Source organism: Streptomyces sp. NPDC002911, from assembly GCF_053591835.1.
In genome coordinates this window covers 310,598-324,703 of record NZ_JBSFUO010000005.1, presented here as the reverse complement: position 1 = coordinate 324,703, position 14,106 = coordinate 310,598, and the positions used below count along the sequence as shown (strand labels likewise).

At 74.2% G+C, this 14,106-nt stretch carries 2 protein-coding genes; one reads left to right on the top strand and one right to left on the bottom strand.

Annotated features, from left to right (window positions below; translation table 11 throughout):
- The first annotated feature begins 11 nt into the window (after positions 1-11).
- Positions 12-10,544, top strand: coding sequence for an SDR family NAD(P)-dependent oxidoreductase (locus ACWD04_RS11120; protein WP_451130431.1), 10,533 nt, complete (start codon positions 12-14; stop codon positions 10,542-10,544).
- A gap of 444 nt (positions 10,545-10,988) precedes the next feature.
- Here the strand turns inward: ACWD04_RS11120 and ACWD04_RS11115 are convergent, their stop codons facing one another.
- The gene (locus ACWD04_RS11115) at positions 10,989-13,772 is read right to left on the bottom strand and encodes an AAA family ATPase (protein ID WP_451130429.1); all 2,784 of its coding nucleotides are present in this window, start codon (positions 13,770-13,772) and stop codon (positions 10,989-10,991) included.
- Positions 13,773-14,106: the final 334 nt, after the last annotated feature.

Sequence of the window (14,106 nt, the reverse complement as noted above, 5' to 3'; positions counted from 1 at the left end):
CGACACCGACCGTGGACACATCTGTCGAGCAGATCGTCGAGGCGCTGCGCGAGGCCATGCTCGAGAACGAGCGGCTGCGCCGGCACAACGACCGGATATCCGAAGCCGCGCACGAGCCCGTCGCCGTCGTGGCCATGAGCTGCCGCTACCCCGGCGGCGTCAGCACGCCCGAACAGCTGTGGCAACTGGTCGACGCCGGGGTGGACGCCGTGGGCGACTTCCCCGCGGACCGGGACTGGGACGTCGACGCCATCTACGACCCCGACCCCGACGTGCCGGGCCGCACCCATGTGCGCGAGGGCGGATTCCTCCACGACGCGCCGCGGTTCGACCCGGGGTTCTTCGGCATCAGCCCGCGCGAGGCCGTCGCCATGGACCCGCAGCAGCGGCTGCTGCTGGAGACCGCCTGGGAGGCGTTCGAACGCGCCGGCATCGACCCGCACACCCTGCGCGGCAGCCGCACCGGCATCTACGCCGGCGTCATGTACCACGATTACGGCAGCTGGCTCACGGACGTTCCCGAGGGCGTCGAGGGCTACCTCGGCAACGGCAACCTCGGCAGCGTCGCTTCCGGCCGCGTGTCCTACACCCTCGGCCTCGAGGGCCCGGCCGTCACCATCGACACCGCCTGCTCCTCCTCGCTGGTCGCCCTCCACCTCGCCGTGCAGGCCCTGCGCACCGGTGAGTGCGGTCTCGCCCTGGCCGGAGGTGTGACCGTCATGTCCACCCCGGACACCTTCATCGATTTCTCCCGCCAGCGCGGCCTCGCCCTTGACGGCCGCTGCAAGTCCTTCGCGGAGGGGGCGGACGGCACCGGCTGGGGCGAGGGCGTGGGGATGCTGCTCCTGGAGCGGCTGAGCGACGCCCGCCGCAACGGCCACCGTGTGCTCGCCCTGGTACGGGGCACCGCCGTCAACCAGGACGGTGCCTCCAACGGCCTGACCGCCCCCAACGGACCCTCCCAGCAGCGTGTCATCCGCGCCGCCCTCGCCAACGCCCGCCTGGAACCCCGCCAGGTGCACGCCGTGGAGGCGCACGGCACCGGCACCCCGCTCGGTGACCCGATCGAGGCCCAGGCGCTCCTGGCCACCTACGGCCAGGACCGTGAGGAGCCGCTGTGGCTGGGCTCGGTGAAGTCCAACATCGGGCACACCCAGGCCGCCGCCGGAGTCGCCGGCGTCATCAAGATGGTGATGGCCATGCGCCACGGCCGGCTGCCCCGGACCCTGCACGCCGAACGGCCCACCACCCAGGTCGACTGGGAGGCCGGCGCCGTCGAACTGCTCGCCGAGCCGCGTGAGTGGCCCGCTCCGGATGAGCCCCGCCGTGCCGCCGTGTCCTCCTTCGGGATCAGCGGCACCAACGCCCACGTCATCGTCGAGGCTGCCCCCGACCCCGAGCCCCGTGCCGAGGAGCCGGTGTGGGACCGTCCCCTGCCACTGGTGCTGTCCGCCCGGGACGAACCGGGGCTCGCCGCTCAGGCCCGCCGCCTCCTGGACCACCTGGAGACCGGCACCGATCCCGTGCCCGACGTCGCCCACGCCCTGGCCACCGCCCGCGCCGGCCTGGACCGGCGGGCCGTCGTCGTCGGCGCGGACCTGACCGCGGTGACCGCTGACCTCACCGCCCTGGCCGAGAGCGACCCGGCGTCCGGCGTGGTGCGCGGCGCACCGGCGGGGGAGTCCCGTATCGCGTTCGTCTTCCCCGGACAGGGCTCCCAGTGGGCCGGCATGGCCGCCGACCTGCTGGACGCCTCTCCGGTGTTCGCCGCCACCATGGCCGACTGTGCCGAGGCCCTCGCCCCCTTCACCGACTGGGATCTCATCGGGACCGTGCGCGAACGCCGCCCGCTGGAACGGGTGGACGTCGTGCAGCCCGCGCTGTGGGCGATCATGGTGTCGCTGGCCGAGGTGTGGCGCGCGCACGGAGTGCGTCCCGCCGCCGTCATCGGCCACTCCCAGGGCGAGATCGCCGCCGCCTGCGTGGCCGGCGCGCTCAGCCTGTCCGACGGAGCCCGCGTCGTGGCCCTGCGCAGCCAGGCCATCGCCGAGGCGCTCTCCGGCCGTGGCGGCATGATGTCGGTGGCCCTGCCCGAGTCCCGGGCACGCGAACTCGTCGCCGCCCACGACGGCCGGGTGGCCGTGGCCGCGGTCAACGGTGCCTCCTCCGTGGTGCTTTCCGGGGACGCCGACGCCCTCGACACCCTGCGCGAGACGATCGTCGCCGACGGCGGACGCGCCAAGCGGCTGCCGGTGGACTACGCCTCGCACTGCGCCCACGTCGAGTCGATCCGCGCACGGCTCCTCACCGACCTCGCGGACGTGCGGGCGCGAACCGCCGACGTGCCGTTCTACTCCACCGTCACCAACAGCGTGCTGGACACCACCACGCTGGACGCCGGTTACTGGTACACCAACCTGCGACAGAGCGTCCTGTTCGAGCCGACCACCCGGACCCTGCTGGACGCCGGCTACGGGGTGTTCGTCGAGTGCAGCCCGCATCCGGTCCTGCTCAACAGCATCGAGGAGACCGCCGACGCCGCGGACGTGGTCATCACCGGCCTCGGCTCGCTGCGCCGCGACGACGGAGGCGCCGAACGCCTGCTCACCTCGCTGGGTGAGGCGTTCGTGGCCGGCGTCCCCGTCGACTGGTCCCCGGTGTTCGCCGGGATGCCGGTGCGGGCCGCGGACCTTCCCACCTACGCCTTCCAGCGTGAGCGCTACTGGCTCGGCCGGTCCGCGGCCGCCGGCGACGTCACCGCCGCCGGTCTGCAGAGCGCCGGTCACCCGCTGCTGGGCGCGGCCGTCCCGGTCGCCGGCGGCGGCACCCTGTTCACCGGCCGGCTCTCGCTGTCCACCACGCCCTGGCTGGCCGACCACGCGGTATCCGGCACCACCCTGCTGCCCGGCACCGCGCTGGTGGAGCTGGCGCTGAGCGCCGGCCACGACCTCGGCTGCGGACACGTCACCGAACTCACCTTGCAGGCACCCCTGCTGCTGCCCGAGCGGGGCGCCGTCCAGCTCCAGCTGCACGTGGCCGCCGCCGACGAACACGGGCACCGCGCGGTGACCGTCCACTCCCGTCCCGAGGGCGCCGACGAGGCCGCCTGGACCCTGAACGCCTCGGGCCTGCTCGCACCGCAGACCGCGCCCCCCGCCTTCGACCTCGCGGCCTGGCCGCCCCCCGGCGCCGAACCGGTCCCGGCCGACGACGCCTACGCCGAACTGGCGGCCCTCGGTTACGACTACGGGCCCGCCTTCCAGGGCCTGCGCGCGGCCTGGCGGCGCGGCGACGAGACGTACGCCGAGGTCGAACTTCCCGGCGAGGCGGGCGGGTTCGGCCTCCACCCGGCCCTGTTCGACGCCGCCCTGCACGCCGACGGCCTCGGCGCGCACGGCCAGGAGACGGCCCGGCTGCCCTTCGCCTGGACCGGTGTGTCGCTGTACGCGGCCGGGGCCACAGCCCTGCGGGTCCGCCTCCGAGGCGGCGACACGCTCTCCCTGGAACTGGCCGACCCCACCGGCGCCCCGGTCGCCGCCGTCGAGGCCCTGGTCTCCCGCCCGGTCGACGGCCGGGCGCTGGCCTCGCCGGTCCGCGCAGACGACCTGTACCGGCTGGACTGGCCCGCAGTGCCCGTACCGGATGCGGCGACCCCCGCCTACGCCGTGCTGGACGAGAGGGGCACAGCCGCTCTCGCATCGCTGCCCGACTGGGTGGTCCTGCCGGTGGCCGGCGGCGACGACCCGGTGGCCTCGGTGCGCGAGGCGACCGGACGGGTCCTGGCCGCCCTGCACGACTGGCTGGCGGACGACCGGACGGCGGCTGCCCGTCTGCTGGTCCTCACCGACGGCGCGGTCACCACCGGCGAGGAGGGCGCGGGCGATCTGGCGGGCGCCGCCGTGTGGGGCCTCGTCCGCGCCGCCCAGGGCGAACACCCGGACCGCGTCGTCCTCGTGGACGGCGCCCCCGGGACGGCGGACGCACCGGACGGCGACCGGATCGCCGCCGCCGTACGAGCCGCCGCGGCGAGCGGCGAACCCCAACTGGCCCTGCGCGGGAGCACCGTCCGGGTGCCCCGGCTGGCCCGCGCCGTCGTCCGGGGGAGCGCCGCCACGCTCGACCCCGACGGCACCGTACTGATCACCGGCGGAACCGGCGTGCTCGGCGCCGTGGTCGCCCGGCACCTGGCCACCGGCCACGGCGTGCGCCGCCTGGTCCTGGCCGGACGCAGCGGCACCTCCGCCGACGACTTCGCCGACCTCGCCGAGTCCGGCGTCCAGGTCGTCGTCGCCCGCTGCGACGCCGCCGAGCGCGACGAGCTGGCCGCGCTCCTGGCCGACGTGCCCGACGCACACCCGCTGACCGCCGTGGTGCACCTCGCGGGCGTCCTCGACGACGGACTGGTCACCGACCAGACCCCCGAGCGCCTGGACGCGGTCCTGCGGCCCAAGGCGGACGCCGCCTGGAACCTGCACGAACTCACCCAGGACATGGACCTGGCGGCGTTCGTGCTGTTCTCCTCGGCGGCGGGCACCGTTGACGGAGCCGGACAGTCCGGATACGCCGCCGCCAACGCGTTCCTCGACGCCCTCGCCGCGCACCGGGGCTCCCTGGGGCTGCCGGCGCTCTCGCTGGCCTGGGGTTTCTGGGAACAGCGCACCGGCATGACCGCCCACCTCACCGACGCCGACGTCGAGCGCATGACCCGGGCCGGAGTCCGGCCCCTGCCCACCGAGGAGGGACTGCGGCTGCTCGACACCGCGCTCGCCGCCGACGAGTCGCTGCTGCTGCCGATCGGCCTGGACCTGCGTGCCCTGCGCGGCGCCGACGAGGTCGCTGCCCTGCTGCGCGGCCTGGTGCCCGCCCCCGCCCGCCGGGCCGCGGCCGCCCGGGCCACCGGGTCCTCGCTCGCCGACCGGCTGGCCGCCCTGGGCCCCGCCGAACGGGACGCGGAGCTGATGGAGCTGATCCGCACCCAGGTGGCCGCCGTCCTCGGCCACGGCAGCGACATGGTGCTCGACCCGCGCCGCTCCTTCCGAGAGGCCGGGTTCGACTCCCTGACCGCGGTCGAACTGCGTAACCGTGTGGGCAGCGCCGTCGGCCTGCGGCTTCCCGCCACCCTCGTCTTCGACCACCCCGACGCAGACGCCCTGGTGCGGTACCTGAGGACGGAACTCCTCGGCGCCGACGCCGGGGACGCCCCCGTTGCCGCGGTACCGGAGACGGCACAAGCGGCGGACGAGCCCGTGGCGATCGTCGGCATGGCATGCCGCTACCCCGGCGGTGTCACCACTCCCGAGGAGCTCTGGCGTCTGCTGGCCGACGGTGGAGACGGCATCGGCGACTTCCCGGACGACCGGGGATGGGACCTGGACAACCTGTACGACCCGGAGCCCGGCAAGCCCGGCCACTGCAGCACCCGCTCGGGCGGATTCCTGTACGACGCCGCCGACTTCGACCATGACTTCTTCGGCATCGGCCCCCGCGAGGCCCTCGCCATGGACCCGCAGCAGCGGCTGCTGCTGGAGACCTCCTGGGAGGCCCTGGAGCGCGCCGGCATCGATCCGCACAGCGTGCGCGGCAGCCGCACCGGGGTGTTCGCCGGCGTCATGTACCACGACTACGGCAGCCGGCTGCGCGACGTCCCCGAAGCCGTCCGCGACTACCTCGGCAACGGAAGCCTCGGCAGCGTCGTCTCGGGCCGGGTCGCCTACGCCCTCGGCCTGGAGGGCCCCGCCCTCACCGTCGACACCGCCTGCTCCTCTTCGCTGGTGGCGCTGCACCTGGCGGCGCAGGCGCTGCGGCGGGGCGAGTGCACCCTGGCGATGGCCGGCGGAGTCTCCGTGATGTCGACCGTCGACACGTTCGTCGACTTCAGCAGGCAGCGCAATCTCGCCGCCGACGGCCGCGTCAAGTCCTTCGCCGAGGAGGCGGACGGCACGGCCCTGTCGGAGGGCGCCGGTGTGCTGGTGCTGGAGCGGTTGTCGGATGCGCGTCGGCTGGGGCATCGGGTGTTGGCGGTGGTGCGGGGCAGTGCGGTGAATCAGGATGGTGCGTCGAATGGTCTGACGGCGCCGAATGGTCCGTCGCAGCAGCGGGTGTTGCGGCAGGCGTTGGTGTCGGCGGGGGTGTCGGCGGCGGATGTGGATGTGGTGGAGGCGCATGGTACGGGTACGGAGTTGGGTGATCCGATCGAGGCGCAGGCGTTGTTGGCGGTGTATGGCGGTGGGCGTGAGGTGCCGTTGTGGTTGGGGTCGGTGAAGTCGAATGTGGGTCACACGCAGGCGGCTGCGGGTGTGGCGGGTGTGATGAAGATGGTGTTGGCGTTGGGGGAGGGGGTGTTGCCTCGGACGTTGGGTGTGGGTGAGCCGTCGCGGAAGGTGGAGTGGGGTGCGGGTCGGGTCCGGTTGCTGGAGGAGGAGCGGGAGTGGGTGCGGGGTGAGCGGGTGCGTCGTGCGGGGGTGTCGTCGTTCGGGATCAGCGGGACCAACGCGCATGTGATCCTGGAGGAAGCCCCCGCCGAGGACAGCGCCGACACCTCACCCCGCGCCGAGGCGGAGACCCCGGCCCCCCTGTTGCCCGTGGTCGTCTCCGGGGCCACCCCCGAGGCACTGGCCGCCCAGGCCGACCGGCTGCGCGCCGTCGCCGACGAGCGGATCACCGACCTCGTCCGCTCGCTGGCCACGGGCCGTGCCGCCCTCACCCACCGGGGCGCGATCGTCGCCCGTGACCGGGACGAACTGCTGGCCGGCCTGACCGCGCTGGCCGACGGTGCCACCACCGACACCGTCGTGCGCGGGCGGCCCGTCGCCGGCCGCACCGCCTTCCTGTTCACCGGGCAGGGCGCCCAGCGCCCCGGCATGGGCCGCGGCCTGTACGACGCCCACCCCGCCTTCCGGCGGGCCCTGGACGAGGTGTGCGAGGCCCTGGACGCCCACTTGGACCGCCCGCTGCGCGAGGTCATGTGGGCCGAACCGGGTACCGACGCGGCCGAGTCGCTCGATCACACGCTCTACACCCAGAGCGCCCTGTTCGCGGTGGAAACGGCCCTGTACCGCCTGCTGGAGTCCTACGGCATCCGCCCGGACCGGCTGGCCGGCCACTCCATCGGCGAACTGACCGCCGCCCACGTCGCCGGCGTCTGGGACCTCGCGGACGCGGCCCGGCTGGTCACCGCGCGCGGCCGGCTCATGCAGGCCCTGCCCGCAGGTGGCGCCATGCTCGCCGTGGACGCGACCGAGGACGAGGTGCTGCCCCACCTCGGCCCCGACGTGTCCCTGGCCGCCGTCAACGGCCCGCGCGCCGTCGTGGTCTCCGGTACGCGGGCGGCGGTGGACGCGGTCGCCGCCGCCTTCGCCGACCGCCGCACCAAGCGGCTGCGGGTCAGCCACGCCTTCCACTCGCCCCTGATGGACCCGATGCTGGCCGAGTTCGAGAAGGCCGCCCGCGAACTGCGCTACTCCGCGCCCGCGATCCCCGTCGTCACCGGCACGTACGCCACCGAGGACGACCTGTGCTCGCCCGAGTACTGGGTGCGTCACGTCCGCGAGGCGGTCCGTTTCGGGGACGCGATCCGCGCCCTGGAGGACGACGGCGTCCGCACCTTCCTCGAACTCGGCCCCGAAGCCGTCCTGTCGGCCATGGGCACGCACGCCCTCGCCGACCCGGATCGGTCGGTGTTCGTGCCGGCCCTGCGCCGGGAGCGCGACGAGGAGGTGACGCTCGCCGCGCTCGTCGCCACCGCCCACGTCCGCGGCCTGGCCGTCGACTGGCAGCGGGTTCACGCCGGCACCGACACCCGCCGCGTCGACCTGCCGACGTACGCCTTCCAGCGGCAGCGGCTGTGGCTGGCGGACGGGCCCGGGACGGCCACCGACGCCGGCGGACTCGGCCAGTCGTCCGCCGGGCACCCGATGCTCGGCGCCGCCCTCACCCTGGCCGCCGCCGACACCGTCGTGCTGACCGGCCGTCTCTCCCTGGGCACCCACCCCTGGCTGGCCGACCACGCCGTCGCGGGAGTCGTCCTGGTCCCCGGCAGCGCCTTCGTGGAGCTCGCCCTTCAAGCCGGCGACCGGGCCGGCTGCCCGCACGTGGAGGAACTCACCCTGGAACGGCCACTGGTTCTTCCCCGGCACGGTTCCGTGCACCTCCAGGTGACCGCCGCGGCTCCCGACGCCGACGGCCGCAGGCAACTGGCCGTGCACGCCCGGCCCGAGGGCACCGACGGGGACTGGACCCGGCACGCCACCGGCGTCCTCGCCCCGCGGACCGCGCCCGAACCCGCCCCCGTCGCCGTCTGGCCGCCCGAGGGCGCCGTACCCGTCGAGGTGAGCGGCCTGTACGACCACCTCGCCGAGCAGGGGTACGGCTACGGCCCGCTGTTCCGCTGCCTGCGCGCCGCCTGGCGGCTCGGGGACGAGGTCTGCGCCGAACTCGTCCTCCCCGACGCCGACGCGGCCGACGGCTTCGGACTGCACCCGGCGCTCCTCGACTCGGCGCTGCACGTCATCGACCTGCTCGACGGCCAGGACCCGAACGTCATGACCCTGCCGTTCGCCTGGGAGGGCGTCACCCTGCACGCCACCGGCGCCACGGCCCTGCGGCTGCGGCTCACCCCGCACGGCACCGACCACATGACCCTGGGCCTGTACGACGCCTCGGGCGCACCGGTCGCCGAGGCGGCCTCGCTGCGCATCCGCCAGGTGACGGCCGAGCAGCTGAACGCCGCCGCGCCCGCCCCCGGAGACCTGTTCGCCCTGCGGTGGACCCCGGCGGACGTGAGCGCCCACGGGGCGGCGGCTGAGCCCCGCACCCTGACCGTGACCCTGGACGACGCCCCGGAGGGCGACCTGCCGGCGCGGGCCCGCGCCACCGCCGTGCGCACCCTCGCCGCGCTCCAGGAACACCTGGCCGAACCGGCGGACGGCACCCCCCTGGTCGTCGTCACCCGGTCCGCGGTCGCCGTCGCTGACGACGGGGCGCCGGACCCGGCCCAGGCCGTCATCTGGGGCATGGTGAGGTCCGCCGCCGTCGAGCACCCAGGCCGGTTCGTGCTGGCCGACACCGACGGCGACGCCGCCTCGTCCGCGGTCCTGCCGGCCGCCGTCGCGACCGGCGCGCCCGAACTCGCCCTGCGGGGCGGCACGGTGCACACGCCGGAGCTGACCCGGGCCGGCGAGCCCAGGACCACGCCCGCCATACCGCTGGACCCGGAGGGCACCGTCCTCATCACCGGCGGCACCGGCAGCCTGGGCCGCCTGCTCGCCCGGCACCTGGCCGAGCACCACGGCGCCCGGCACCTGCTGCTGGTCGGCCGCGGCGGACCGGACGCGGAGGGGTACGAGGAGCCCGTAGCCCCCGGCGCGCGGATCAGGGTCGCCGCCTGTGACACCACTGACCGCGCCGCGCTGGCCGAACTGCTGGCCTCCGTTCCCGAAGCCCATCCGCTGACCGCCGTCGTGCACGCCGCGGGCGTCCTGGACGACGGTCTGCTCACCGACCTCACGGCCACGCGCACGGAGACGGTGATGCGGCCCAAGACGGACGCCGCCTGGCACCTGCACGAACTCACCCGCGACCTGGACCTGGACGCCTTCGTCCTCTTCTCCTCCGCCGCCGGCACCCTCGGCGCGGCGGGACAGGCCAACTACGCGGCGGGCAACGCCTTCCTCGACGCCCTCGCCGCCCGGCGGCGCGCGGAAGGGCTGCCCGCCCTGTCACTGGGCTGGGGTCTGTGGGAGACGGGCGACGGCATGGCGGCCGGGCTCGGCGAGGCCGAGATGCGCAGGCTGGCCCGCGACGGCATCCTGCCGCTGCCCGCCGACCGGGCGCTGTCCCTGTTCGACCGGGCCCTGGCCACCGAGGGTCCTCTGCTGCTGCCGATGCGCGTCCAGGTCACCGAGGACGCCCCGGCCCTGGTCCGTGCCCTGGCACAAACGTCGGCGCCGGCCCGCCGGGCAGCCCGAGCGGTGGAGGCCGCCCCGGAGGCGGCGGAGCCGTTGTCGCTGCGGCTGGCCGCGTTCGGCGCCGCGGACGGCAGGCGGTTGCTGGTCGACACGGTGTGCGGGCACGTGGCCGACGTCCTCGGACACGGTTCCGGCAGTGCCGTCGACCCCGAACGCCCCCTGGGTGACCTCGGCGTCGACTCGCTCGCCGCGCTGGAGCTGCGTAACCGCCTCAGCACCGAGACCGGGCTGCGGCTGTCCACCACGCTCACCTTCGACTACCCGACCTCCGAGGCCCTCGCCCAGCACCTGTTCGAGGAACTGGGCGGGGCCCGGGCCGACGAGGAACTCGTCGACGTCGAGGCCGAGGTGGTACGCCTGGAGACGCTGCTGGGTGCCGCGCTGGGCTCCGACGGGCTCGACGACGAGCGGCGTGCCCGGGTGGCCACGCGCCTCAAGGCCCTCACCGCCCGCTGGGACGGCTCGGCGCAGTGGCGGGAGCCCGGAACGGCCGACGACGCCGGCGAGAAGAGGCTGGAGGCGGCCACGGCCGACGAGCTCTTCGGCATCCTGGACGACGAACTCGGCAGCTTCGGCTGAACCGTCGAACGGTGGGACGGGTGAGCCCGGGGCGCGGGACGCGCGCCCCGGGCCCACCCGTCCTCGTCCCCGCGGGGGAGCGGGCGGGCCCGGGGCGGCGTGGCAACCGGCGAGATGCGCGGGTCCCGGGAGCGGGGTGCGCCCTTCCAGGACGTGCCCCCAGAGGCGCCCTCGTCCTCGGCCCTCCGGAGTACCGGCCCGGACCGGGAAGCCCGCCCGCATCGTCACGGAGCCCGGGCCGTCGGGGGAACCAGGACCAGGGCCCGGGCATCCGGATCCAAGAATCCGTGACCGCCGAGCCATGACCGGGTGGTCCGCGGTCCGTGAGCCTGGCCCGAACTGCCGACGGCCCCCTTCGGAGGAGCCCGTGGGGACTCGCGAAGGGGGCCGTGCGGGGAGACGCCGGACCCCTCTTCACGGGATACGGCGGGACAGGACCGGAGGTCAGCCCGCCGAGGAGTGGGTGGTCGCCCAGCGGTCGGACAGTTTCGGGATGCGGTGCTCCAGCATCTTCGGCGGCAGCTCGGACCGGCTGGCCACGTTCAGCTTGCGGTAGACCCTGGTGAGGTGCTGTTCCACCGTGCTGATCGTGACGTGCAGCCGGCCACTGATCTCGCGGTTGGTGTACCCCAGCGCGGCCAGGCCCGCGACCCGGCACTCCGCGTCGCTCAAAATGGCCGGGCCTTCCGCCTGGGACCCCTCGGACTGCCCGGGATCCTCCAGCAGATGCGGGTCGACCGGCGAGTCGACGCTGCACGCCTTCGCCTCACGGGCCGCCTGGCGGGCGACCAGCCGGGCGCGGGCGTACTCGCCCAGTTCGTAGTGGGCCGCGGACAGGTCGGCGTAGGCCTGGGCAAGGGTGTGCTGGTCGCCGCACAGCTTGAGCAGGTCGATCGCCTCACGCAGCAGCGAGGCCCGGCGGTGCGGCTTGCTGGTGGCGGCCAGCATCCGCAACGCCATCGCCCGCGCCCGGGAACTGTGACCGCCAGGCAGTCGCAACTGCTCCTCGGCGCACTCCCTGGCGGTGCGGGCCTTGCCGATCCGCAGATTGACCAGGGCCAGGTCGGACCGCCAGGGGATGCCCTTCTGCAGGCTGGAGTTTCCCTGCCGCATCAGGCGGCTGCACGTGTCGAAGTCGTTCAGCGCGGCGAACGGCCGGTCGGTGGCGAGGTAGTGGTGTCCCCGGGCCCGCAGGTACTGGATGCCGAAGACGGTGCCGAACATCGGCTCGGGGACATCCCGCTTGAGCACCCGCTCGGCCTCGTCGTAGGCGCCCATGGCGGTGTGGGCGAAGATCGCCGTCGACAGCGGGAGCCCGGCGAGGACTCCCCAGCTTCCGTCGTGCAGGCTGCTCAGCGCCCTGTCGGCCCCCTCGGCCGCGGTCGTCATGTCCCCGCGCAGCAGCGCGATCTCCGCCCGTACGCTGCCGAGCAGCGCCTGCCACGTCGTCGCCTTGCGCTCGACCGCTGACTCGAGCAGCGCGTCGCACGCCTCGGCGGCGACCGCGGGCCGGTCGGCGTGGGCGATCGCGAGGAGCGCCATCGCCACCAGCTCCAGGTTGAGGTGGTCGAGTCTGCGGCTCTGCAGGGCCTGGGCCACGGCCGCCGCGGAGTCGTCCGTGGCGACGCCGCCGACCAGTACCGCCACCTGGGCGGCCAGTCCGCCGTTGCGGTCGGCAGAAGCCCGCCGACGCGGGTCGGCACCGGCGCCCTGCGGGCTCCTGGCGGGCAGCGCGACACCGTAGAACCACTGTCGTACGAACTCGACCTCGGCGAGGATCTGCGCGTCACCGGGGGAGTGCACGGGCACCAGCGTGGCCACCGTCTCGGCGGCAAGTCCGGTGTCGCCCTGCCACAGCATGTGCCGCAGGACGGTGGCGGTGTCGCGCATGCTCAGCGTGCCGTCCAGCGCGGGCCGGCGCAGCGGCTCCAGGTGGGCGCCCGCCGCGGCGGGGTTGACGCGCCACTCCGCCCGGGCGAGGGCAGCCGACAGGGAGTTGCGCTCCTGCGGGTCGGTGCAGTCGCGCAGCACCAAATTCAGGTAACTGCCGCACAACTCCACGTCGTCCGCGGCCAAGGCCTGCTCGGCGGCGGCGCGGAGCACGCCCGGACCCCACGGGTGCGGGACCCGGTCCGCGGCGCGCAGGTGCCGGGCCATGTCGCCGGCGGGCGCGCCGCAGCGGTACAGCAGGTCGGCGATGCGTTCGTGCAGTGCGGCGCGCGCGGTGGAGTCCATGTCCTCGAGCACCGCGGTCGCCCCGGCCGGCAGCCGGAAGACGTGACCGTCGAGCAGCCCCACGGAGTTGAGGGCCTCGAGGGCCTCCTCGACACCGGCGGGCGTGGTGTCGGCCAGCTCGCCCAGGGTGCCCGGGGAAGCCGGTGCGCCGAGGGCGGCGAGCGTCCGGATCACCCGTATGTGGCGCGGCTCACCGCGGTGCACGAGTGACAGCACCGCCTGGCGGTAGGCGGTGCTGGCGATGGGCCGATCGATTTCGTGGCCGAAGCGGGTGCTGTCGTCCAGCAGGGCGTGCACCAGCAGGGGGTTGCCGGCCGTGGCCCGGTGGAAGGCCCGGCCCGCCCCGGCCGGCCGGGCGGCTCCTGACTGGGCGGCGATCAGTTCGCCGACGCCGCGCTCGGACAGGGGCCCGAGACGGGCCCGGCGGTGCGGCCGGCGGATCAGCTCGGCGTGGGCGGCCGAGCGTCCGGTGCCGGGATGGCCGGACGTGGCGCACACCACGAGGACGGGCCGGAAGCGGCTCCTGCCCAGCAGGTGGACGACGGCGCTCAGCGAGGCCTCGTCCATGAGGTGGGCGTCGTCCACGGCCACCACCAGGGGGCGTTCGCCGTCCGCGAGCCTCAGCAACGCCTCCGTCGTGCCCGGTTCCGGATCGCCAGGCTCCGTTTTGAGCCGGTGCTCGAATTGCCGGGAGAACGTCTTCGTATGTCTGCCCGCCGGCCGAGCGGGGTTCACCGGAACGGGCTGCACCTCACCGTTGCGCAGTAATTGCCGCAGCAGACTCATCGGTCGGTCGCGTTCGGCCGGGTGCGCCGTGCCCTGGAGTATGCGTGCGCCTGATCGGTCCGGAGCGGCCAGAAATTCGTGCAGAAGCTGGGTCTTCCCGGAACCGGGGCCACCCGTGACTATGACCAGCCGCCCGGATCTTCGGGTGCTTTCGGTAAACGCCTCGTTAAGTATCTGTAATTCTTTGGAGCGGTCGAAGAGGCGCATAGTGTTCCCCCTGTGTCCAGTAACGCCCGTGGATTCGCGCCCGTCTGGGGTGAAGTGCTGTGATGGCGGGACCGCCCGAGCCCCCGGTTTTACCTGAAATTTGCGTCGAGTGCCGTCACCGCGTCGCCGCGGCGACAGTCCGTCGATGTCGCGGTCCAACCTTACGACGGTTCTGAATAGGAGCGCAGTAAGAATGAGTATCAGTCATTTGTGGTGCGATTTGATCGGTTCGGCAAGTCTTTACGGAGGGAAGGAAAAAGAGCTACCCGATCAAACAAATAGCGAGGGTATAGGTGGTTGCCAACGTTGTCAACCAGGCTCTTCCGGAAGTTAC

Bases quoted from the DNA above. Each gene is read 5' to 3' on its own strand.
- ACWD04_RS11115 (WP_451130429.1), bottom strand. From the start codon at position 13,772: ATGCGCCTCTTCGACCGCTCCAAAGAATTACAGATACTTAACGAGGCG.